The organism is Pseudomonas sp. P116, assembly GCF_020149425.1.
Taxonomy (GTDB): domain Bacteria; phylum Pseudomonadota; class Gammaproteobacteria; order Pseudomonadales; family Pseudomonadaceae; genus Aquipseudomonas; species Aquipseudomonas anatoliensis.
Genome location: NZ_JACVHB010000004.1, coordinates 12,628 through 35,972, shown reverse-complemented (window position 1 = coordinate 35,972; position 23,345 = coordinate 12,628). Strand labels below are relative to the sequence as shown.

General features: G+C 59.2%; 19 protein-coding genes and 1 pseudogene. 13 read left to right on the top strand and 7 right to left on the bottom strand.

Annotation, left to right across the window (positions count from 1 at the left end; all coding sequences use genetic code 11):
- Window positions 1-82 precede the first annotated feature (82 nt).
- Together argJ and secA are read right to left on the bottom strand one after the other, a co-directional pair.
- Window positions 83-1,300 carry a bifunctional glutamate N-acetyltransferase/amino-acid acetyltransferase ArgJ gene (argJ, locus tag ICA15_RS14460; RefSeq protein WP_210554146.1) on the bottom strand — a complete coding sequence of 406 codons (1,218 nt, stop codon included), beginning with the start codon at window positions 1,298-1,300 and terminating at the stop codon, window positions 83-85.
- Window positions 1,301-1,421: 121 nt separating this feature from the next.
- Window positions 1,422-4,157 carry a preprotein translocase subunit SecA gene (gene secA / locus ICA15_RS14455; RefSeq protein ID WP_150601660.1) on the bottom strand — a complete coding sequence of 912 codons (2,736 nt, stop codon included), beginning with the start codon at window positions 4,155-4,157 and terminating at the stop codon, window positions 1,422-1,424.
- Window positions 4,158-4,463: 306 nt separating this feature from the next.
- On the opposite strand from secA, the gene ICA15_RS14450 reads away from it, so the two are divergent.
- Window positions 4,464-4,919: a DUF721 domain-containing protein gene (locus ICA15_RS14450; protein WP_042560657.1), complete on the top strand. Its 456-nt coding sequence runs from the start codon at window positions 4,464-4,466 to the stop codon at window positions 4,917-4,919.
- A 90-nt stretch (window positions 4,920-5,009) separates the two neighbouring features.
- Here the strand turns inward: ICA15_RS14450 and ICA15_RS14445 are convergent, their stop codons facing one another.
- Window positions 5,010-6,497: a helicase HerA-like domain-containing protein gene (locus ICA15_RS14445; protein WP_210554147.1), complete on the bottom strand. Its 1,488-nt coding sequence runs from the start codon at window positions 6,495-6,497 to the stop codon at window positions 5,010-5,012.
- Between the two features lie 188 nt (window positions 6,498-6,685).
- On the opposite strand from ICA15_RS14445, the pseudogene ICA15_RS28620 reads away from it, so the two are divergent.
- The 5 genes and pseudogenes from ICA15_RS28620 to ICA15_RS14425 form a co-directional block, all read left to right on the top strand.
- A pseudogene (locus ICA15_RS28620) lies at window positions 6,686-7,717 on the top strand (cache domain-containing protein); the annotation flags it as partial.
- Window positions 7,718-7,810: 93 nt separating this feature from the next.
- The gene (locus ICA15_RS28615; protein ID WP_390896373.1) at window positions 7,811-8,575 is read left to right on the top strand and encodes a methyl-accepting chemotaxis protein; all 765 of its coding nucleotides are present in this window, start codon (window positions 7,811-7,813) and stop codon (window positions 8,573-8,575) included.
- A gap of 219 nt (window positions 8,576-8,794) precedes the next feature.
- Window positions 8,795-9,886 (top strand): glycosyltransferase family 4 protein, encoded by a 1,092-nt coding sequence (locus tag ICA15_RS14435; RefSeq protein WP_210554174.1) that lies wholly within the window; start codon window positions 8,795-8,797, stop codon window positions 9,884-9,886.
- A complete protein-coding gene (locus tag ICA15_RS14430) occupies window positions 9,879-10,655 on the top strand; it encodes a DUF2334 domain-containing protein (RefSeq protein WP_210554149.1) in 777 nt (258 codons plus the stop codon). The genes ICA15_RS14435 and ICA15_RS14430 overlap by 8 nt, the downstream gene beginning before the upstream one ends.
- A complete protein-coding gene (locus ICA15_RS14425) occupies window positions 10,652-11,647 on the top strand; it encodes a YbhN family protein (RefSeq protein ID WP_150601665.1) in 996 nt (331 codons plus the stop codon). The genes ICA15_RS14430 and ICA15_RS14425 overlap by 4 nt, the downstream gene beginning before the upstream one ends.
- An 86-nt stretch (window positions 11,648-11,733) precedes the next feature.
- Here ICA15_RS14425 and ICA15_RS14420 read toward each other — a convergent pair whose 3' ends face one another.
- Window positions 11,734-11,910: a hypothetical protein gene (locus tag ICA15_RS14420; RefSeq protein WP_210554150.1), complete on the bottom strand. Its 177-nt coding sequence runs from the start codon at window positions 11,908-11,910 to the stop codon at window positions 11,734-11,736.
- Between the two features lie 102 nt (window positions 11,911-12,012).
- Window positions 12,013-12,861 carry a formyltetrahydrofolate deformylase gene (gene purU, locus ICA15_RS14415; RefSeq protein WP_042560661.1) on the bottom strand — a complete coding sequence of 283 codons (849 nt, stop codon included), beginning with the start codon at window positions 12,859-12,861 and terminating at the stop codon, window positions 12,013-12,015.
- A 338-nt stretch (window positions 12,862-13,199) separates the two neighbouring features.
- Between purU and mvaT the strand changes: the two genes are divergently transcribed.
- Window positions 13,200-13,577, top strand: coding sequence for a histone-like nucleoid-structuring protein MvaT (gene mvaT / locus ICA15_RS14410; protein WP_007933316.1), 378 nt, complete (start codon window positions 13,200-13,202; stop codon window positions 13,575-13,577).
- 97 nt (window positions 13,578-13,674) lie between these two features.
- On the opposite strand, the gene sbcB is transcribed toward mvaT, so the two are convergent.
- A complete protein-coding gene (sbcB, locus tag ICA15_RS14405; RefSeq protein WP_210554151.1) occupies window positions 13,675-15,105 on the bottom strand; it encodes an exodeoxyribonuclease I in 1,431 nt (476 codons plus the stop codon).
- Between the two features lie 180 nt (window positions 15,106-15,285).
- Here sbcB and ICA15_RS14400 point away from each other — a divergent pair, with 180 nt between their 5' ends.
- From ICA15_RS14400 to ICA15_RS14375, 6 genes are all read left to right on the top strand, one after another.
- Window positions 15,286-16,011 (top strand): RDD family protein, encoded by a 726-nt coding sequence (locus tag ICA15_RS14400; RefSeq protein ID WP_210554152.1) that lies wholly within the window; start codon window positions 15,286-15,288, stop codon window positions 16,009-16,011.
- On the top strand, window positions 16,008-16,985 hold the full coding sequence (locus tag ICA15_RS14395) for a stage II sporulation protein M (protein ID WP_150616173.1): 978 nt from the start codon (window positions 16,008-16,010) through the stop codon (window positions 16,983-16,985). Before ICA15_RS14400 ends, ICA15_RS14395 begins: the two co-directional genes overlap by 4 nt.
- Window positions 16,972-18,519 (top strand): DUF4129 domain-containing protein, encoded by a 1,548-nt coding sequence (locus ICA15_RS14390; protein ID WP_210554153.1) that lies wholly within the window; start codon window positions 16,972-16,974, stop codon window positions 18,517-18,519. The genes ICA15_RS14395 and ICA15_RS14390 overlap by 14 nt, the downstream gene beginning before the upstream one ends.
- On the top strand, window positions 18,516-19,679 hold the full coding sequence (locus tag ICA15_RS14385; RefSeq protein ID WP_210554154.1) for a DUF4350 domain-containing protein: 1,164 nt from the start codon (window positions 18,516-18,518) through the stop codon (window positions 19,677-19,679). The genes ICA15_RS14390 and ICA15_RS14385 overlap by 4 nt, the downstream gene beginning before the upstream one ends.
- Complete coding sequence (locus tag ICA15_RS14380) at window positions 19,676-20,677, top strand: AAA family ATPase (protein WP_210554155.1); 1,002 nt, start codon at window positions 19,676-19,678, stop codon at window positions 20,675-20,677. The genes ICA15_RS14385 and ICA15_RS14380 overlap by 4 nt, the downstream gene beginning before the upstream one ends.
- Window positions 20,678-20,792: 115 nt before the next feature.
- Window positions 20,793-22,124, top strand: a complete 1,332-nt coding sequence (locus ICA15_RS14375; RefSeq protein WP_210554156.1) for a DUF58 domain-containing protein — start codon at window positions 20,793-20,795, stop codon at window positions 22,122-22,124.
- A 195-nt stretch (window positions 22,125-22,319) separates the two neighbouring features.
- Here ICA15_RS14375 and ICA15_RS14370 read toward each other — a convergent pair whose 3' ends face one another.
- Entirely contained in the window at window positions 22,320-23,297 is a 978-nt protein-coding gene (locus tag ICA15_RS14370; protein ID WP_210554157.1) for a hypothetical protein, read from the bottom strand.
- Window positions 23,298-23,345 lie beyond the last annotated feature (48 nt).

Here is a 23,345-nt window from a genome sequence, read left to right as displayed (position 1 = left end):
CCTACAAGGGATCTGTGTCGTTCACAAAACTACTGTGGGAGCCAGCCTGCTGGCGATGCAGGCGACTCGGTCTCAGGTTAGATCAGGTCCGGTACTCGGCGTTGATCTTCACATATTCGTGCGACAGGTCGGTGGTCCAGATGGTTTCGCTGCAATCGCCACGACCCAGTTCGATGCGGATGGTGATCTCTTCCTGCTGCATCACCGCTGAGCCCTGCGCTTCAGTGTAGGTCGCGGCGCGGGCGCCACGGCTGGCGATGCACACTTCGCCGAGGAACACGTCGATCTTGCTCACATCCAGATCCGGCACGCCGGCACGACCGACAGCTGCCAGAATACGGCCCCAGTTCGGGTCGGAGGCGAACAGCGCGGTCTTGATCAGCGGCGAGTGCGCCACAGTGTAGCCAACGTCGAGGCATTCCTGATGATTGCCGCCGCCGTTCACTTCAACAGTGACGAACTTGGTTGCGCCTTCGCCGTCACGCACGATGGCCTGGGCCACGTCCATGCACACTTCGAACACCGCTTGTTTGAGTTTGGCGAACAGCTCGCCTTCGGCGCGGGTGATTTCCGGCAGGGCAGCCTTGCCGGTGGCAATCAGCATGCAGCAGTCGTTAGTCGAAGTGTCGCCGTCGATGGTGATGCGGTTGAACGACTTGTTGGCGCCGTCGAGCATCAGGTTTTGCAAGACGTCACGGGAGACTTTGGCGTCGGTTGCGATGTAGCCCAGCATGGTCGCCATGTTCGGGCGGATCATGCCCGCGCCTTTGCTGATGCCGGTGACGGTGATGGTCACGCCGTCATGCTGGAACTGGCGGCTGGCGCCCTTGGGCAACGTATCGGTGGTCATGATCCCGGTGGCGGCCGCTTCCCAGTTGTTTTCCGACAGATCGTCCAGTGCCGCTTGCAGTGCACCTTCGATCTTCTCGACCGGCAGTGGCTCGCCGATGACACCGGTGGAGTACGGCAGAATCTGGTTTGCATCGACGCCGGTCAGCTCAGCGAGCTTCGCGCAGGTGCGCTCGGCGGCGGCAAGGCCTGGCTCACCGGTACCGGCGTTGGCGTTACCGGTGTTGGTCAGCAAGTAGCGCACATCGTTCTGTACGCGCTTCTTCGCCAGAATCACTGGTGCTGCACAAAAGGCGTTCAACGTGAACACGCCCGCCACCGTCGAACCTTCGGCGCAGCGCATCACCACGACATCCTTGCGCCCGGGGCGCTTGATGCCGGCCGAGGCAATACCGAGTTCAAAACCGGCAACTGGGTGCAACGTTGGCAAAGGACCAAGACCAACAGCCATGAATGCGCTCCTTACTCAATGATGTCTGCACCGCCCATTTGCAGGCAGTGGTTTAAATGGCAAAACGCCGCGACGGCAGGAGCCGGTCGCGGCGCGGGTACTTCAGCGATTGGAACGGGTTTTACTGGATCTGCCCGTGGCAATGCTTGAATTTCTTGCCCGAACCGCAGTAGCACAGTTCGTTGCGGCCCAGTTTCTGCTCGTTGCGAACCGGGGCGGTGGCGAGGGCCACATCGACCTCTTCACCGAGCAATTCCGGTTGCTCCAGACCTGGCGCTTCGGCGTGTTCGAACTGCATGCGGGCGGCCAGTGCTTCGGCTTCCTGACGCAGACGTTGCTCTTCGGCTTCCGGATCTTCGCGGCGGACCTGAACGTGCGACAGCACACGGATCGAGTCGCGCTTGATCGAATCGAGCAGCTCGGAGAACAGCGTGAACGACTCGCGCTTGTATTCCTGCTTCGGGTTTTTCTGGGCATAGCCACGCAGGTGGATGCCGTGACGCAGGTGATCCATGGTCGACAGGTGGTCTTTCCACAGATCATCCAGCACGCGCAGAACGATTTGCTTCTCGAAGGAGCGCAGTGCCTCGGCACCGGCCTGATCTTCTTTCTCGTTGTACGCGGCCATCAGCTCGGTCATGAGCTTCTCGCGCAGGGTTTCTTCGTACAGGTGATCGTCTTCGTCGAGCCATTGCTGGATCGGCAGCGCCACACCGAAGTCGCTCTGCAGCGAAGCTTCCAGACCGGCGACGTCCCACTGCTCTGGCAGCGATTGCGGCGGAATGTGCGCGCTGACGGTGGCGTTGAGTACGTCCTGACGGAAGTCAGCGATGGTCTCGCCAATGTTGTCAGCGGCCAGCAACGTGTTACGCATGTGATAGATCACTTTACGCTGTTCGTTGTTGACGTCATCGAACTCAAGCAATTGCTTGCGAATGTCGAAGTTACGACCTTCAACCTTACGCTGCGCCTTCTCGATCGCGTTGGTCACCATGCGGTGCTCGATCGCTTCGCCCGGCTGCATGCCCAGGGCTTTCATGAAGTTCTTCACCCGATCAGAGGCGAAAATGCGCATCAGGCTGTCTTCCAGCGACAGGTAGAAGCGGCTGGAACCGGCATCACCCTGACGACCGGCACGGCCGCGCAGCTGGTTGTCGATACGACGGGATTCGTGACGCTCGGACGCGATAACCTGCAAGCCGCCGGATTCCAGCACTTGTTGATGGCGCTTCTGCCAGTCGGCCTTGATCTGGGCGATTTGCTCAGGGGTCGGATCTTCCAGCGAAGCAACTTCAACTTCCCAGTTGCCGCCCAACAGGATGTCGGTACCACGACCGGCCATGTTGGTAGCGATGGTCAGTGCGCCCGGACGACCGGCCTGCGCGATGATCTCGGCTTCTTTTTCGTGGAACTTGGCGTTCAGAACCTTGTGTTCGATGCCTTCCTTCACGAGCAATGCGGACATGTGCTCGGAAGTTTCGATGGTCGCAGTACCCACCAGCACCGGGCGACCGGCAGCCATGCTTTCCTTGATGTCGGTAACGATTGCCGCGTACTTCTCTTCGGCAGTCAGGAACACCAGGTCGTTGTAGTCCTTACGCGCCAACGGCTTGTTCGGCGGAATGACCATCACTTCCAGACCATAGATCTGGTGGAATTCGAACGCTTCGGTGTCAGCGGTACCGGTCATGCCGGACAGCTTGGTGTACAGACGGAAATAGTTCTGGAACGTGGTCGATGCCAGGGTCTGGCTCTCGGCCTGAATGTTCAAGCCTTCTTTGGCTTCGATGGCCTGGTGCAGACCTTCGGACAAACGACGGCCCGGCATGGTACGACCGGTGTGTTCGTCGACCAGTACGACCTGGCCGTCCTGCACGATGTATTCAATGTTGCGATTGAACAGCTTGTGCGCACGCAGACCGGCATAAACGTGGGTCAACAGGCCCAGGTTATGTGCCGAGTACAGGCTCTCGCCTTCAGCCAGCAGGCCGACGCGGGTGAGCATGTCTTCGATGAACTGGTGACCGGCTTCGTTGAGTTCGACCTGACGGGTCTTCTCGTCAACGGTGTAGTGGCCAGCCTTGGTGACTTCGCCTTCGACTTCTTCAACGTGCAGTTCCAGCTGCGGGATCAGTTTGTTGATCTCGGTGTACAGCTTGGAGCTGTCCTCGGCCTGACCGGAAATGATCAGCGGGGTACGTGCTTCGTCGATAAGGATGGAGTCGACTTCGTCGATCACGGCAAAATTGAGTTCGCGCTGGAATTTTTCTTCCATGCTGAACGCCATGTTGTCGCGCAGGTAGTCGAAACCGAATTCGTTGTTGGTGCCGTAGGTGATGTCCGCAGCGTAAGCCTGGCGCTTCTCTTCCGGCGGCTGGAACGGCGTCACGACGCCGACGGTCAGGCCGAGGAATTCATACAGCGGGCGCATCCAGTTGGCATCACGACGCGCCAGGTAGTCGTTCACCGTCACAACGTGCACGCCCTTGCCGGACAGTGCGTTGAGGTAAACACCCAGGGTCGCCACGAGGGTTTTACCCTCACCGGTGCGCATTTCGGCGATCTTGCCTTCGTGCAAGGTCATGCCACCGACGAGTTGCACGTCGAAGTGGCGCATGCCCATGACACGCTTGCCGGCTTCGCGGGCAACCGCAAAGGCTTCTGGCAACAGCTTGTCGAGGGTTTCCCCTTTGGCGATGCGGGCTTTGAACTCTTCAGTCTTGGCGCGCAATTGATCGTCCGAAAGGGCTACCATTTGCTCTTCGAAGGCATTGACGTTCTGTACCGTCTTGAGCATGCGTTTGACTTCACGCTCGTTCTTGCTTCCAAAAAGTTTCTTTAACAAAGGCGCAAACATATCGGCAGATCTTCCACACTAAAGGGATGGAGGGCGGCCCCGTGAGTCGCCCGAGCAGCCCTCATGGCCGCATGCGAACGAGCATTCTACCCGGAAACGGTGGTGAGGAAAGTGGCGATGTTCCACGATGCTGGCACTGCGCTTTGACGGGGCTCACTTAAAATAAGGGCGTTTTGCTCAACTTCAACCCACAAGGGAAAGAAGTTAGTCGTTGATTTAATGGGTAAAGCAGGGGCAAAAGCAATGGGCGAGTGATTTCGGTGCTTTCTGCTACCATGGCGCTTCTGTTACTTCAGGTGTTCGATCATGGCATTTCGCCCTCTTACGGCCAAAGCACCCGCCGTTTTGCTACGCGAAGCCAAGCCGCTCAAAGCCATCCTCGGCCATGCCCATCGACTGGGTCATCTGCAACGCCTGCTCGAAAGCCAACTGCAACCCGCCGCCCGCGAACATTGCCATGTGGCGTCGTGGCGTGAAGGCAATCTGCTGTTGATCGTGACCGATGGCCACTGGGCCACGCGTCTGCGTTATCAGCAAAAACGCCTGCAACGGCAATTGCAGATGTTCGATGAGTTCGCCAGCCTGACGCGGATTCTGTTCAAGGTGCAGCCGCCGACGGTTCAGCGCGGGGCGACCGGGCACACGATGGACCTGTCGACGAACGCGGCGGCGACCATTCAGGCCACGGCGGACGGCATCAGTGACCCGGGCTTGCGCGCGGCACTGGAGCGATTGGCGGCGCACGCCAAAGACAAAACCTGAAAGCAAGATCAAAAGATCGCAGCCTGCGGCAGCTCCTACAGTTGGAATGCAATCCCCTGTAGGAGCTGCCGCAGGCTGCGATCTTTGCTTTTAGCGGCGTTTGCTGCCGCCGAGCAGGGAGCCCATCAAGCCACGCACCAGTTGTTTACCCAGGTTGTTGGCTGCCTGGCGCATTGCCGATTTCAACGCCTGGCCCGCCGCCGTGCCGAGAAACTCCCCGGCACGATCAGCCAGGCTCGGTTCCTCGGCCGCTGGTTTGCCCGCGGGTGCCTCTGCATCCGGCGCCAACCCTTTACGCCCCATCAGGATTTCATAAGCCGACTCGCGATCAATCGGTTTGTCATAGCGCCCTTTGAACGGTGACCCGGCAATCAGCACCGTGCGCTCGGTTTCCGTCAGCGGCCCGATTCGCGACTGCGGTGGCGCCACCAGTACGCGCTGAACCATTTCCGGCGTGCCTTTTTCCGTGAGCGTGCCGACCAGCGCCTCGCCGATCCCCAACTCGGTCAGCACCGACAGACTGTCAAATGCCGGATTCGGCCGGAAGCCGTCCGCCACCGCGCGCAGGGATTTCTGCTCTTTGGCGGTGAACGCGCGCAAGCCGTGCTGAACGCGCAGGCCCAACTGCGCCAGCACATCGTCCGGCAAGTCGGCTGGCGATTGAGTGACGAAATACACACCCACGCCTTTGGAACGGATCAACCGCACCACTTGCTCCAGCCGTTCCTGCAACGCCTTCGGGGTATCGCCGAACAGCAAATGCGCCTCATCGAAAAACAGCGCCAGCAGCGGTTTGTCGGCATCGCCGCGCTCCGGCAACTGCTCGAACAATTCGGCGAGCAGCCACAACAGGAACGTCGCATACACCTTCGGTGCCTCGTGCACCAGACGACTGGCATCCAGCAGATGAATGCGCCCACGGCCATCGGCGGCCGGTTGCAGGATGTCTTCGAGCTGCAGCGCCGGCTCGCCGAACAGGGCCTCGGCGCCCTGCTGCTCCAGGGTTGCCAGACGGCGCAACAGCGCCTGACTGGAACCGGTGGTCATCAGCGCCGCATCTTCGCCCAACAACTGCGGGTTGTCCTTGAGGTGGTTGAGCAGCGCTTTCAGATCCTTCAGATCCAGCAACAACAGCCCTTCGCGATCCGCGACCTTGAATGCGGCATACAGCGCCGACTGCTGACTGTCGGTGAGCTCCAGCAGACTGCCGATCAACAGTGGGCCCATTTCGCTCAACGTAGTGCGCAATGGATGACCGGACTCGCCGTGGATATCCCACAACGTCACCGGATAAGCCTGGGGCTGATGATTGAGCCAAGGCATCCCGGCGATGCGCTCGGCGACCTTGCCCTGAGGGTTGCCCGCAGCACCGAGGCCGCACAGGTCGCCCTTGATGTCGGCCGCAAATACAGCGACGCCGGCGTCGCTGAAGGCTTCGGCCAAGCGCTGCAAGGTCACGGTTTTACCGGTACCGGTGGCGCCGGCGATAAGGCCGTGACGGTTTGCCAGGCGCATGGCCTGTGCGATCGGTTGCCCGGCGAGATCGGCGCCGATTACGAGTTGCGATGAGTCAGGCATTTTGTCACCCAATGGTTAATCTTTAATGCGCGATGGCCGATAGATAAAGGCGTAGACCTGACTGAAAAGTCGGTAGGACATTTCCCTAAGGAGAGACGGAAATATCAGCTTTTATTCACCTTTGCCCATATTGCGCGTCTTTATAAAAGCACGCCCAGGACATTAAGACCTTAGCGGAACCCCAAGCCATGAACAAAAATCTGCGCTTCAGCCATAAAATTTTGCTTGCCGCCGCCCTCATCGTCATCGCCGCTTTTGCCTCGTTTACGCTTTACAACGACTGGCTACAGCGCAACGCGATTCGTGAAGACCTGGACAACTATCTCAATGAGATGGGCGAAGTCACTGCCGGCAGCATCCAGACCTGGCTCAGCGGCCGCATTATGCTGGTCGAAAACGCCGCCCAGAACATTGCCATCAACCCCGAACCCGCCAACGTCGCCAGTTTGCTGGAACAGAAAACCCTGACTTCGACGTTTATGGCCACCTATCTGGGCGATGCCACCGGCCACTTCACCATCCGCCCGGACGTGAAGATGCCCGACGGTTTCGATCCGCGGGTTCGCCCTTGGTATAAAGGTGCCGAGAGCAGCAGCACCTCGACCTTGACCGAACCGTACATCGACGCGGCCACCGGCCAACTGATCATATCTGTCGCCACCGCCTCGAAAAAATCCGGCCAGAGCGTCGGCGTGGTCGGCGGCGACCTGAGCCTGCAATCACTGGTCGACACCCTCGCCGCCCGGGATTTCGACGGCATGGGTTATGTGTTCCTAGTCAGCGCCGACGGCAAGATTCTGGTGCACCCGGACAAAGCCCTGGTGATGAAATCACTCAAGGAAGCTTATCCACAGGACACCCCGCGCATCAGCAGCGACTTCAGTGAAGTCACCGTCGATGGCAAAACCCGCATCGTCACCTTCGCGCCGATCAAAGGCCTGCCGTCGGTGAACTGGTACATCGGCCTGTCGGTGGACAAGGACCAGGCCTTCGCGATGCTCAGCGAATTCCGCGCCTCGGCAGTCATTGCGACCATCATCGCCGTCGGCATCATCCTTGCCCTGCTCAGCATGTTGATCCGCATCCTGATCCAGCCTTTGCACGTCATGACCCGCGCCATGGAAGACATCGCCGATGGCGAAGGTGACCTGACCAAGCGCCTGACCATCGTCAATAACGATGAATTTGGTGTGCTGGGTACGGCGTTCAACCGCTTCGTCGAGCGGATTCACGGCTCGATCCGCGAAGTGTCGTCGGCCACCGGCCAAGTCAACGAAGTCGCCCTGCGCGTGGTCGCTGCGTCGAATTCGTCGATGTACAACTCCGATCAGCAGGCTTCGCGCACCAGCAGTGTCGCTGCCGCGATCAATCAGCTCGGCGCCGCCGCACAGGAAATTGCCCGCAATGCCGCCCAGGCGTCGAATCAGGCCAGCGACGCCCGCGGCCTCGCCGAAGACGGCCAGCAAGTGGTGGACCGCAGCATCAAGGCGATGAATCAACTGTCGAGCATGCTCAGTGCGTCGAGCAGCAACATCGAGTCGCTGAACAGCAAAACAGTGAACATCGGGCAGATTCTCGAAGTCATCACCAGTATTTCCCAGCAAACCAACCTGCTGGCGCTCAACGCGGCCATTGAAGCGGCGCGTGCCGGTGAGGCCGGTCGTGGTTTCGCCGTGGTGGCGGATGAAGTGCGTAATCTGGCGCACCGCACGCAGGAATCGGCGCAGCAAGTGCAGACCATGATCGAGGAACTGCAAGTCGGCGCGCGGGAATCGGTGAGCACCATGAGTGAGAGCCAGCGCCACAGCCAGGACAGCGTCGAGATCGCCAACCTTGCCGGTGAGCGTCTTAACAGCGTGACTCAACGGATTGGCGAGATCGACGGGATGAACCAGTCGGTGGCGACCGCGACCGAGGAGCAGACCGCGGTGGTCGAGTCGATCAACGTCGACATCACCGAGATCAACACGCTGAACCAGGAAGGCGTGGAGAACCTGCACGCAACACTGCGTGCGTGTTCGGATCTGGAGCAGCAGGCTTCGCGGTTGACGCAATTGGTGGGCAGTTTCCGCATTTAAGGCGCACCTGCCGGCCTCTTCGCGAGCAAGCTCGCTCCCACAGTTGTAATGCATTCCCCTGTGGGAGCGAGCTTGCTCGCGAAGGCGTCCTTTCAAACGCCTCAAAACCTCAATGACACCCCTGCCAGCAATCCCGACCGAACATCCCTTGCGGATAAAGGTCAACCAAGGGAGAACAACAGCGCAGGGACCATCACCGTGCACATTGCCGACATCACCATGTTCTACGCCCCGGCCAGCGGCGGCGTGCGTACTTATCTGGATGCCAAGCACCGCCGACTGGGTATCAAGTCCGGTACTCGCCACAGCTTGCTGATCCCCGGCGCGAAATTCGGCGAACACGATGGTGTCTACACGGTTCCCGCTCCCGCCCTGCCCTTCGGCAAGGGTTATCGCTTTCCGGTACGCCTGGCCCCGTGGCGAAATGTCCTTCAGGATTTGCAGCCGGATCTGATCGAAGTCGGCGATCCGTACCTCACGGCGTGGGCCGCTCTGGATGCCCGGCGACAACTGGATGTGCCGGTGATCGGCTTTTATCATTCCGACCTGCCGCTATTGGTCAGTAACCGCATGGGCCAATGGGTCACGCCGAATATCGAGGCTTACGTCACCAAGCTCTACGGCAACTTTGACCGGGTTCTCGCGCCGAGCCAGGTCATGGCAGACAAGCTTATCGGCCTCGGCGTGCGTAACGTCTTCGTGCAACCGCTGGGTGTCGATCTGCAAACTTTCAACCCTGACGCCCGTGATTCGGGCCTGCGCGCCGAACTGGGGATCGATGAAGACACGCGCCTGCTGATCTTTGCCGGGCGTGGTTCGAAAGAGAAAAACCTGCCGGTGCTGCTCAAATGCATGCAGCGCCTCGGCCCGCGCTATCACCTGCTGCTGGTCGGCTCGTCGATGCCTGCTGTGGTGCCGGACAACGTCAGTGTCATCAATGAATTCTGCACGGCACCGACCGTTGCGCGACTGATGGCCAGTGCCGATGCGCTGCTGCACGCCGGTGATCAGGAAACTTTCGGCCTGGTGATCCTTGAGGCCATGGCTTGCGGCATTCCCGTCGTGGCGGTGGCGGCCGGGGCGTTTGAAGAAATAGTCGCCGATTCCTGCGGCCTGCTCTGCGCACCGAATAACCCTCAGGCGATGGCCAATGCCGTGCGCGAATTGTTCAGTCGCGGCGTTAACAAACTCGGTGTTCAGGCGCGCCAACATGTCGAATGCCATTACGCCTGGGACACCGTGGTCGACAGCCTGCTGAGTCACTACCACGCTGTCCTCGGCCACGCGATCCCTCGGGTGGCTAATGGCTGATCTCATCAACCACCCCGCTGTGCTGCTGGTGTTGCACGACGTGGCGCCATCGACCTGGGCGGATTACCAACCGTTTGTCGAGGCAGTCGATGCACTGGGCAACGTGCCGATGACCTGGCTGGTGGTGCCGGACTTTCATCGCCACGACAACCTCGACGCACACGCGGATTTTCGTCGACTTCTGAGCGAGCGCGTCGCCCGTGGCGATGAATTGGCCCTTCACGGTTTTTTCCATGATGACCAGGAGCCTCGACCGCGTACGCCGCGCGACTGGTTCATGCGCCGCATCTATACCCATGAAGGCGAGTTCTATCGTTTGTCCCACGAGGCCGCCCTCGCCCGTCTGCGCGCCGGCATTGAAATGTTCCAGCGCTACGACTGGCCATTGCACGGTTTCGTTGCCCCGGCCTGGTTGATGAGCGAAGGCACGCGCCAGGCGCTGGCCGCATTACCGTTGCGCTATACCAGTGATCCCCAGCATCTGTATCGTCTGCCGGATTTCACCCCGATCGACGCGCCGGGCCTGGTCTGGAGTGCCCGCAGTGCCTGGCGTCGTGGCCTTTCAAAAATCCTCAGCGAGCAACGTGAACAGCGCTGGCGCCAAGCGCCGGTGATTCGGCTAGGATTGCACCCCGTGGACATGCGCCACGGGTTCTCCCGCGAATATTGGCTTAATACCCTCGAACGGCTACTGACGGATGGACGAGTACCGATGACCAAAATCAACTGGCTGGCCCAACAGAGCGGTCAACTGGAACACGCCGCATGAACCGCGGCATTGTGCTGTTGGTCGGCCTGCTCGCTGCGGTGCTGATTCCGCTGCTGCTCGGTGGCAGTGAAATCTGGGCGCGCCTGCACAGCTTTCCGCTGCAATGGCTGCTGATCATGTTCGGCATGATTCTGCTGTGCTGGGGCATCAACACCTTGCGCCTGCGTTTGTTGCTCGGCGATCAACGTGACCGCGTCACGCCGCTGAAAAGCCTGGGCGTAGTCATGGCGGCCGAGTTCGCTTATTGCGCGACACCCGGCGGCAGCGGAGGACCGCTGACGATCATGGCGCTGTTGGCCCGCTGCGGCGTACGGCCGGCCCGGGGCAGCGCGGTGTTTGCCATGGATCAACTCAGCGATCTGCTGTTTTTTCTCTGCGCCCTGAGCGGCATTCTGATTTACGCGCTGTTTCAACACCTCAGTGACCGCATGGAATGGCTGCTGATTATCAGCGCCGTGTCGCTGTTCGGCGGTTTGTGCAGTTGTGTGCTGCTGGCGCGCTACCATCGCCGACTGATTCGCCTGAGCGGCCGGTTGCTGGCCCGCATGAACGTGCGCGCCGACACCCGTCGCCGCTGGGCACGCAAGCTGCTGCATTTTCTCGCGGCATTTATCGATACGCTGAAATTGCCATGGCAAACCTTGAGCAAAGTCTTCGCCCTGACCTGTGTGCATTGGCTGCTGCGCTACAGCGTGCTGTATCTGGCATTGCGCGGTTTGGGAGCGGACTTGCAGTGGGCCTGGAGTTTTCTGGTGCAGATGCTTTCGCTGGGCGCCGGGCAGTTCAGTCTGTTGCCCGGTGGCGCGGGCGCTGCGGAATTGACCTCGGCGGCGCTGCTGGCACCGATGGTCGGCAAATCGACAGCAGCGGCGGCGATTCTGATCTGGCGGGTGGTGACGTTTTATTTCTATCTGGTGGTCGGTGGGCCGGTGTTTCTGATGATGCTGGGGCGACCGTTGCTGAGGAAGCTGATGAAGGTGCGTCAAGCTTAGAATATCGCAGCCTGCGGTAGCTCCTACAGGGGGATCACATTCCAAATGTGAGCTGCCGAGGGCTCGGGCCGCGTTCGGACGATCTTTCAGCTCTTCCCGTCCTTAACTTCGGACTCATCCTGCAACTGCTCCCACAACTCGGCCGCACCGGGAAACTCGGTGCCATCCTCCGGGCTCATGTCATCCGGGTCATAGCGACTCAAACAACCCTCGCCCAACGTAGCGGGTGCTTTGGAAGTGGCTTTGTCCAGTGGATCGCTCATGGCTTTTCCTCGGATCAAAAAACGGCAAAGGGATTTATACAAAAAAGGGCATGGACGATTGAACGCCCAGGCCCTTCCTTTTTCAAGCATGCGTGAGTTCGATCAGAACACCACAGTCTTGTTGCCGTGCACCAGCACTCGATCTTCGAGGTGATAACGCAGACCGCGCGCCAGAACCATCTTCTCGACGTCACGACCGAAACGCACCATGTCTTCGATGCTGTCGCTGTGGCTGACGCGCACAACGTCCTGCTCGATGATCGGGCCGGCATCCAGCTCTTCGGTCACGTAATGGCAGGTCGCGCCGATCAGCTTCACGCCACGCAGGGACGCCTGGTGATAAGGCTTGGCGCCGACGAACGACGGCAGGAAGCTGTGGTGAATATTGATGACCTGGTGCGCATATTCGCGGCACAGCGCCGGCGGCAGGATTTGCATGTAGCGCGCCAGCACTACAACTTCGGCGTCGTGCTGTTTGACCAGACGCGACACTTCGGCGAAGGCCGGTTCCTTGTCCTGCGGATTGACCGGCACATGGTAATAAGGAATGCCGTGCCACTCGACCATGCTGCGCAGATCGTCATGATTGGAAATCACGCAGGATATTTCGCAGTCCAGCTCATCGCTGTGCCAGCGGTGCAGCAGGTCAGCCAGGCAGTGGGATTCGCGGCTGGCCATCAACACCACGCGTTTCTTCTGCTCGGTATCGGTGATGCGCCAGTCCATCGAGAACTCTTCGGCAATTGGCGCAAACTTCTCGCGCAATACTTCAATACCGAACGGCAGCGAATCGGCACGAATCTCGTGACGCATGAAGAACCAGCCAACCTGATTGTCCGAGTGGTGGCTCGCTTCGGTGATCCAGCCGTTGTGGGATGCCAGAAAATTACTGACTTTGGCAACGATGCCAACGCGGTCCGGGCAAGAAATCACCAGCCGAAAAGTGCGCATGAGGGGGTAACTCCAGAACTTCGCAAAGGCCGCCATTCTAGCGACTGCGCAGGAAAACTGCAGTATTGATGAACGCGGGCGTGCGTCCGGCCCCGCAGCAGGGCTTTTTTTGACGGGCCCACCGTCAACTTGACGACAAATCAATGACTCCTTTTGTGCAGGGCACTGTGAATATCTGTGATGACTGCATCACACTATTTAACTGAACATTCAATTCGCTGCTAATTCTTGTAACTCATTTAAATAAAAAACCCGGTTAAATGTTTACTTGATGAAACAGCCTGACTATTATTGCGCCACTGTCCCCTGCAATTCAGCACTCTACTAAGGTAGTAATCATGTCCTTGATCAACGAATATCGCGCCACCGAAGAAGCAATCAAAGAGCTGCAAGCCCGTTTGAAGAACCTGTCGCAAGACGACAAACTGCAAACCGAGCTGGAATTCGAAGGCAAACTGCGCACCCTGATGGGCGAATACTCCAAATCCCTGCGTGACATCATCGCGCTGCTGGATCCGGAATCGAAAACCAAAGCACCACGCGGCGGCGCAGTAAAAACTACCGGCACCAAGCGTGCTCGCAAAGTTAAACAATACAAAAACCCGCACAACGGCGAAGTCATCGAAACCAAAGGTGGCAACCACAAAACTCTGAAAGAGTGGAAAGCCAAGTGGGGCGGTGACGTGGTTGAAGGCTGGGCTACCCTGCTGGGCTAAGCCGCAACGCCTTCGCAGAGCGATCCGCGAAAAAAGAAACGCCAGCGAATGCTGGCGTTTTTTTATGCATGGAATTTGCTCCCGGGCATGTTCGATTTCAAAGATTCAAACGTTTGCGTAATGCCTGGACATAATTCTGCCATTCATTGAGCACCTCTTTCTGCATCGGTGTCGCACTTAGCAACCATTGCTCTGCGGCCTGCGTAAAAGATTTCAAGGTATTGGGTGCACCCCATTCAGGCTCGGACAAACGCTGCCGAGAAAATATTTGCCAGCGCTCCTGCTCTTCAGGATTCAACGTCTCTGGAAAGTTGCGTGCTCGATATCGAAAAAGTAATTCAGGCAAACGTTCATCATCGAAAGGCCATTGCTCTTGCGCCAATTGAGCAGGATCAGCCGCTCTGACTTGCTCACATAGACGCCGGTCGCGGTCACCGATAAATCCGTCGTACAACTGTTGTTCCGGATCCTCGCTCGGGGTGAAATCTTCACTGGCATAAATCGCCGCAACTTTATCTTTCAAAACTTGTTGTGCGTCAGTTAGTCGCAGCGTTCGTTCCTGATAAAGCGCCATGTCCAGACCCAGCCTTTGCTGATCCTGGGCACGCAATACCGTCAGCGGTGCCACCACCGGGCAACGGTTTATGTGAATCAGCTTGAGCGGTACCGGCAACTCGCCTTCCAGCAAATCATCACGGCGGGTGTACAGGCGCTGGCGCAGGGTTTGCGCATCCAGATCGAGCAAGCCCTGCGGATCGAGGTGCAAGTCGCAGACGATCAAGGCGTTGCGGTTTTTCGGGTGCCAGGCCAGCGGCAGTACCACACCGACATAACTGCGCGCCGCCGAGAAGCGTCCGCTGATATGCACCATCGGCTGAAGCAGGCGAATCTGATCCATGACTTTTTGCTTGCTGCGCATCTGGAACAGCCAGTCGTACAGCTTTGGCTGCTTTTCACGGATCAACCGCGCCAGCGCGATGGTTGCGCGCACGTCCGACAACGCTTCGTGGGCATGCCCGTGATCAATGTTGTTGGCGGCTGTCAGACGCTCGAGCTTGAGGGTCACCCGCCCCTCGTCATCGGTCGGCCAGACCAGCCCGTCCGGACGCAAGGCATACGCGGCACGCACCACGTCGATCAAGTCCCAGCGACTGTTGCCGCCCTGCCATTCGCGCGCGTACGGGTCGAAGAAATTGCGATACAAACTGTAGCGCGTCATCTCGTCGTCGAAACGCAAGGTGTTGTAACCCGCGCCACACGTGCCGGGCGCGGCCAGTTGCGCGTGTACCCGGGTCATGAAATCGGCTTCGCTCAAACCCTTTTCGGCGAGCTGGCTCGGGGTAATACCAGTGATCGCGCACGCAGCCGGGTGCGGCAGGATGTCTTCGCTGGGCTGGCAGTAGAGATTGACCGGCTCGTCGATTTCGTTGAGCTCGTGGTCGGTGCGAATCCCGGCAACCTGCAGCGGCCGGTCGCAACGGGGATTGATGCCGGTGGTTTCGTAGTCGTACCAGAAGATGGAAGTCACGGGCGGTTCCTGAACTGAAGATCGGCGAAGTCTAGGCGCTCAACCGCGCTCGCGGCCAGCCACGCGTCATTGAACCACCGGGCAACACACGATGTGCAATACATAGTTATGTCGTTTTCCCCCGAGAGGCTGCTAGCATCGGCCCACTTGCATCCCGAACAGGCGAACATCAGGTAGCCCATGCTCGAGCCCACAGCACCGCCAAGGAAAGCACCGCTGGCCCCGCCACTGGATACGCGGCATCAGGTCGAAACGCCGGAGGGTATCGACTTGCCGTTGCGTCCGGCCGGGTTGATGGTGCGGGCCATCGCTTTCGCGATCGATCTGGGGATTCGTGGCTTGATCATGGGCGTGCTGTTTATTGTGCTGGCGTTGCTCGGCAGACTCGGCATGGGCCTTGGCTCGCTGCTGTTGTTTGCGATCAGCTGGTGGTACATGGTGCTGTTCGAAGTGCTGCGTCAGGGACGCTCGCCGGGTAAACAATGGATGGGGTTGCGGGTGGTGCACGACGACGGCACCCCCATCGGCTGGTCGGCCTCCTTGCTGCGCAACCTGCTGCGCTTTGTCGACCTCCTGCCGTTCGGCTACTTCCTCGGCGCCATCAGTTGCCTGCAACACCCGACCTTCAAACGTCTGGGCGATATCGCCGCCGGTACGCTGGTGGTGTACAGCGAACGCCCGCTGACCCGCCCGCAATTACCCGACGCCGAACCCCGCCGTGCGCCTGTGCCGCTCACCCTGAGCGAGCAACGTGCCGTGCTCGGGTTTGCGGAACGCCAAGGTGAACTGACACCCGCACGGGTCAATGAACTGGCCGGTTTGCTGGCCCAGCCGCTGCATATTTCCGCCCCCAAAGCCGTCGCCGAACTCAACGGGATCGCTCGCGGTTTGTTGGGCCCGGCATGAAGCAAAGTCTTTTCGAAAGTCGCCACAAGGCCGAATGGGAGCGCTTTGCGCTGGCCCTTGAACGCCTCGAACGGGGCAAGGAAACCTCGCAAGTGGCGGGTTTTCCCAAGGCTTATCGACGCCTTTGCCAACACCTGGCGCTGGCGCAGGAACGCGGCTACAGCAGTTTTCTCATCGACTCTCTGCAACAACAGGTGCTGCGCGGCCATCAACAACTTTACCGGCATCGCAGTCGACTGGGCGCCAACCTGATCGGCTTCATCCTCGCCGACTTCCCCCGACTGGTGCGCAGCGAATGGCCCTTCGTGCTGGTTGCCGGCCTGCTGTTTTTTGGCAGCCTGATCGGCGTCGGCGTGCTGGTCTACGTTTTCCCCGAGTTGGTTTACAACCTCATCCCCGCCGATCAAGTGCGTGAAATGCAAGGCATGTATGACCCGGTGGCCGGCCACCTCGGGCGCCCGGCCGAGCGAGCTGCCAGCGAAGACTGGATGATGTTCGGGTATTACGTGATGCACAACATCGGCATTGCCTTTCAGACGTTCGCCAGCGGTTTGCTGATGGGCGTGGGCAGCGCATTTTTCCTGTTCTACAACGGTCTGGTGATCGGCGCGGTGGCCGGGCACCTGAGTGAAATCGGTTTCGGCCAGACCTTCTGGTCATTCGTCATCGCTCATGGCGCTTTTGAACTGACCGCCATCGCCTTGGCTGGCGCCGCGGGGCTGGAACTGGGCTGGGCATTGATCGCGCCGGGACGCCTGACCCGCGCCGAAGCGTTGAAACGCGCCGCACGCAAGAGCGTGTTGCTGATCTGTGGGGTCATGCTGTTCTTGCTGATCGCAGCGTTCATCGAAGCGTACTGGTCGTCGAAAACCAGCGTCACGCCGCTCACCAAATACCTGGTCGGCGCCGGTCTGTGGATATTGGTCGCGATCTATTTGCTCTTCGCCGGAAGGACCCGTCATGCGCCTGAGTGACGCCACCGTGGTGATCCGCCCGCGCAGCACTTGGGAAGCCATGGATCTGGGCGTGCTCATGAGCCAGCAACACCGGCGCCTGTTGATGACCAGTTGGGCAATCGTCACCCTGCCGCTGTTCGCCTTGTTGAGCGTGTTGCTATGGGACTCGCCGTCACTGGCGGTGTTTATCTTCTGGTGGCTGAAGCCGGCCTACGAACGCCTGCCGCTGTACATACTGTCCAAAGCCCTGTTCGGCGAAACCCCGACGCTCAAGCAGGCCCTGCGCGAGTGGCCGCGGCTGCTCAAGCCACAATTGCTGGCCAGCCTGACTTGGCGACGGTTGAGTTTCAGCCGCAGTTTCCTGATGCCCGTGGTGCAACTCGAAGGCCTGGACGGCAGTGCACGGCAGCAACGTCTGCAAGTGCTGCTGCAACGTAACGCCGGCGCCGCGCAGTGGCTGACCATCATCGGCGTGCATCTGGAAACGGCGCTGTGGATCGGCCTGTTGGTGCTGTTCTACCTGCTGTTGCCGCAGCAGATTGAAACCGATTGGGACTGGCAGTCACTGATTCTCGCGGCGGATAACGACTGGCGCTGGCTGGAGCACCTGACCAATGCCTTTTATGCGCTGGTGCTGGTGGTGTGGGAGCCGATCTACGTGGCCTGCGGGTTCAGCCTCTATCTGAACCGGCGCACGCAACTGGAAGCGTGGGACATTGAACTGGTGTTCCGGCGCTTGCGCCAACGGCTGAACAGCAGCGTGCTCGGCGTGCTGCTGGCGGTGTGTCTGTTGCTGCCGAATGTTCAATCGGTGTGGGCTGCCGAGCCCGTTGATGCACCGGACGCTCCCCGTCTGTTGAATCAGCCACTGACCAGTCAGGCATCACGCGACAGCATCAAGGCACTGCTCGAACAACCGCCCTTCAAGAACCCGGAATCCGTCACCCGTTACCGCTTTGGCGATGACCCGGCAAACACCGCCAAAGAAGAACAACCCGGTGAAGCCCCACAGTGGCTCAAAACCCTGCTGGGTTGGCTGGATGGCCAGCACTTCAACGCCTTGGCCACGATCATCGAAGTATTGCTGTGGGGCACATTGATCGCTGCGCTTGGCTGGCTGATCTGGCGTTACCGCGAGTTTCTGCAAGCGTTCGTCAGCCGCCGTCCGGCCCTGCCCGCCCGGGCAAAACGGCCCGCGCCGCAGCAAGCCTTCGGCCTGGATCTGAACCGCGACACCTTGCCCGACGATATCGCCGCCCACGCCGAACAACTCTGGCAGAGTCAGCCACGCGCGGCCCTGAGCCTGCTCTATCGGGGATTGCTCAGCCACTTGCTCCACGACTTTGATCTGACCCTGAAAGCCGCCGACACCGAAAATCAGGTGCTGGCGCGGGTCGAACAACTCCAGCGTCCGGAGCTGCTTGCGTTCAGCCGCACCCTGACCACCCATTGGCAGAACATGGCCTACGGGCATCGCGTACCGGCGATGCACCTGCAACAGGAATTGTGCGATGGCTGGCGCGCGTTATTCGGCCATGGAGCGTCCCGTTGAATCGGCGCACGCTGTGGTGGGTCGGCGCATTGATCATCGCGCTGCTGAGTGCGCTGGGGGTTTTTCTCTTCCTTGCCGCCAAGCCTTATCAGGAACAGATCGATCACGGCCCATCGCCCGCCGCACAGGCCAATCCCTATCTGGCGGCGGAAATGTTCTTGCGTGAGCGCGGCATCAACGTCAGCCATGCCGAAAGCCTTGCGGTGCTGCCGGATATCGAACCGCACGGGCACACCCTGCTGCTGTTCAACGAGCGCTCTCGAATGACCCCGCGTCAGGTCGATCAAGTATTGAACTGGACGCGGGCTGGCGGACGGCTGGTGTTCGTTGCCGAATCGTTGTGGGATGAACAGGCAAAACAAAGCAACGACCTGTTGCTGGATCGGGTGCAACTGCATCAATCACTGAGCAAGGATCTGAAGGATTCGCCCGCCGATCAAGAGAAGGATCCGTACCCGAAATTGACCAGGTTGTATCTGGAGGACGAAGACGCCCCGGCCTACGCCGGGTTCGACACCGACTTCCACCTCGACGACCCGAAGAATCTTGCGCAAGCCTGGGCCAACAGCGCCAAGGCTACGCACATGATGCAACTGGCCTACAGCCTCGGTTCGATCACTGTGGTCACCGATGCCGAGTTATGGAAAACCACGGCGATCGCCCAGTACGACAACGCCTGGCTGCTCTGGTATCTGAGCGCCGACACCGACGTCACGCTGATCTACAACAGCGAGCACGATGGCTTGCTGACGCTGCTCTGGCGCTATTTCCCGCAAGCCATCGTCGCCCTGCTTGCGCTGATCGGCTTGTGGCTCTGGCAGGCCGGCGTGCGCCATGGCCCGCTTCAGGCGCCAGCCCCGAATGGCCGCCGGCAGTTGCAGGAACACTTGCGCGCCAGTGCCGATTTCATGCTTCGGCACAACGGTCAGCAAGCGCTGTTGCAGGCTCTGCAACAAGACGTATTACGCCGCGCCCGTCGCCGCCATCCCGGTTTTGATCAATTGAACGTTGCCGAACAATGGCTGGCGTTGTCGCGCCTGACCCGACAACCCACCCGCGCCATCAGCCAGGCCTTGAGCCCGGTGCCGAACCGGCGGATGTCCAGCGCCGATTTCTGCCGCCAGGTCGCCCACCTGCAAACCTTGAGGAACACGCTATGACTGAACAGATCGAGCCCGGCAGCGCCAGCCACGCCGCCCAGCAACGCCAGCGCGCCAGTCAACTGGCGCAAGCGGTGCGCAGCGAATTGCGCAAAGCGATAATCGGCCAGGACGCAGTCATCGACGACGTGCTGACGGCGTTGATCGCTGGTGGCCACGTGCTGCTCGAAGGCGTTCCCGGACTGGGCAAGACCTTGCTGGTGCGGGCGTTGGCGCGTTGCTTTGGCGGCGAATTCGCACGCATTCAATTCACTCCCGACCTGATGCCCAGCGACGTCACTGGCCACGCCGTGTACGACCTGCACACCGAGCAATTCAAGCTGCGCAAAGGCCCGTTGTTCACCAATCTGCTGCTGGCCGACGAGATCAACCGCGCCCCGGCGAAAACCCAGGCAGCGCTGCTCGAAGCGATGCAGGAGCGCCAGGTCACACTGGAAGGACGCGCCCTGCCGATCGCTCAGCCGTTTATGGTGCTGGCGACGCAGAACCCGATCGAACAGGAAGGCACCTACCCACTGCCGGAAGCCGAACTCGACCGCTTCATGCTCAAGGTGCGCATGGACTACCCCGATGCGGATCAGGAGCTGAACATGGTGCGGCAGGTCAGTCGCTCGACCCGCGCCGACATGCTTGATGTGCAGCCGTTGCGCACCGTGCTGCAAGCCAAGGACGTGCAAGCCTTGCAGCGCATTGCCAGTGATTTGCCGCTGGACGATCAGGTGCTCGATTACGCCGTTCGCCTGGCGCGCAGCACCCGCACCTGGCCAGGCCTGACCCTCGGTGCCGGGCCGCGCGCCTCGATTGCACTGGTACGTTGCGCCCGCGCCCGGGCCTTGTTACGCGGCGGTGAGTTCGTGATTCCGGATGACATCAAGGGCTGCGCGCTGGCGGTGTTGCGCCATCGCGTGCGCATTGCCCCGGAGCTGGACATCGAAGGCCTGCAAGTCGATCAGGTGCTGCAACAACTGCTCGATCAGATTCCGGCGCCGCGCCTGTGACACTCCTGAAAAGGTCAAAAGATCGCAGCCTTCGGCAGCTCCTACATCGAGCGCATTCCTCAGTAGGAGCTGCCGAAGGCTGCGATCTTTTCTGCAGACAACACGGTGTCAGATCATGAAGCCCTCCAAACTGTTATTGAGTTGGGTCGCCGTGCTGCTGGCCATCGGCATCGTGCTCGGCACTTTGCAGGCCTTGCAGATCGAGCTCCCGGCCAGTCTGCTGTCGATCAACTGGGGGTTGCTGCTGGCACTGCTGGCGTTGGCGATGCTCGACGCGTTGCGCCTCAAGCGTTTGCCCACCGTGCGGATCACGCGACAGATGCCCGGCAGCCTCGCATTAGGACGTTGGGGAGAGGTGCAGCTCAAGGTTGAACATGATTTTGCCGAGCCATTGAACATTCAGATTTTCGACCATGTGCCCGATGGCCTGAGTTTCGAAAACCTGCCGCTAAATGTTGCGCTGCAACCCGGTCAGCACAGCCAGATCAGCTATCGCCTGCGCCCGCTCAAACGCGGGCATTTCAGCTTCGAGCACTGCGAAATCAGTCTGCCGAGTCCGCTGGGTTTATGGTCGGGCAAACGCCTGCTCAGCGTTATCGACAACACTCGGGTTTACCCGGATTTCGCGCGACTCTACGGCGGCCAATTACTCGCGGTGGACAACTGGCTCAGCCAGCTCGGGGTGCGTCAACGGCAACGTCGCGGCCAAGGGCTGGAGTTTCACCAGTTACGTGAATTCCGCGAAGGCGACAGCTTGCGTCAAATCGACTGGAAAGCCACCGCCCGCCAACGCACACCGATTGCCCGCGAATATCAGGACGAACGCGATCAGCAGATCATTTTCATGCTCGACTGTGGACGACGCATGCGCAGTCAGGACGATGAGTTGTCGCACTTTGATCACGCGCTCAATGCCTGCCTGTTGCTCAGTTACGTCGCCCTGCGCCAAGGCGATGCAGTGGGTTTAAGTACCTTCGCCAGTGATCAACCGCGCTACGTCGCGCCGGTGAAAGGCAACGGCCAACTCAACGTACTGCTCAATAGCGTCTATGACCTCGACAGCACGCAACGCCCTGCCGATTACCAAGCCGCCATCAACCAACTATCGGCCCGACAAAAACGCCGGGCACTGGTGGTGCTGGTCACCAATTTGCGCGATGACGACGATGAAGAACTGCTGAACGCGGTCAAGCGCCTGAGCAAGCAACACCGAGTGCTGGTGGCGAGCCTGCGCGAGGACACACTCGACACCTTGCGTAAGGCGCCAGTGCAAACGCTACCCGAGGCATTGGCCTATTGCGGCACCGTGAGCTATTTGAACGAACGGGCAGAAGTGCATGAGCGGTTGAGTGCTCATGAAATCCAGCTTCTGGATTCCCGGCCCTTTGAACTAGGGGTTGGGTTAGTGTCACGGTATCTGGCATTAAAAAAGGCTGGAGATTTATAGGCGGTGAGAAAAACACCTTATCTCAGTGAAAAGGTGTTTATTGCCTAGCACCCCGACAGGCCGCGTCAAACGAGAGTTCCGTCATATCGGTTGTGAATTTCCAGCCGCCCCCCGACTGATGAAGCGATATAGCAGCCTCTCCATAGAATTGGCGCTTTGAAATAAACTCAGCATCAAGCACGGCGTATTCTTTAACTATACTTCCACCCCGTCATAGCGATTAAAAACAGATAATCCAACACTCGCGCCATCACGATTACTCACCTGAGCTTCGCCATTCGAGTTTGCGCTCAAGTAACTGACGTGGCCATTTCTGACTAACTTTACCTGAACACCGTCAGCGGGCTTATTCAAAAAAACGGACGTAGCACGAATATGATGCGAAAACCATGTTTCGGCTGGATATGCCCAATGTTCCTCCTGCCAACGCTCAACCTTCACAAGGTTATGGGCCATCGACATTGCTAATGGAGATGTCACCAGTCCCGATTTGACCAACGTCAATTGCAAGGAGAAATCCCCTGAACGGGTACTGTTGAGACAATCTAAATCCCACGTTTTCCCTTCTTGCGTCAGCAGTTCCTCTTCGCCAAGCGCTGGTGTAATCACCACACCGAGATTTGCGCCAGGTGCCTTTTCCCATTGCAGTTTTATTAGCTTGCCCAGCAATTGGCTGGAGGGCTTGGGTCGAACGGTCAACGTGTGCTTTGCGCCAAGACATGGAAAAGCGCTACCTGCGAAGGCAACATCAAACTCGTCAAATTTCACCTCCAGTTCCTGCGCCAGATTCAGTATCGTTCCCGGCACTGGTGGTGACCTCGGTATGCCAGCAATGGGTGAAAGACCAAATTGCAATACAAAAGCGGCGCTTGGTGCGTTTTGCGCCGTGATAGTCCAACTCACAGACGTAGTGCCTATTGCCATTTCAATCAACTGTTCCAGAGGCGGTTCGAAAATCAGTCCAAGCCCAGCCTCACCAACCAGGCAATACAGACCAATATGACCCTCAGACGCGCCAATCAACCAGCTGTATTCATAATCCAGGGTCAGTGTGCAAACTTCGCCTGCCAATAAATTCAACGTCAGGTCAGGCCACCTCACATGCTGGCCATTTACATAGGGTTTAAACTCTTGAAACCAGGTAGGCGAGTTAGGCACCTCATGAGTATTCATGCTTATGACTCCTTCTACACACGTTAAAGTACGCCAATCAAACACAGG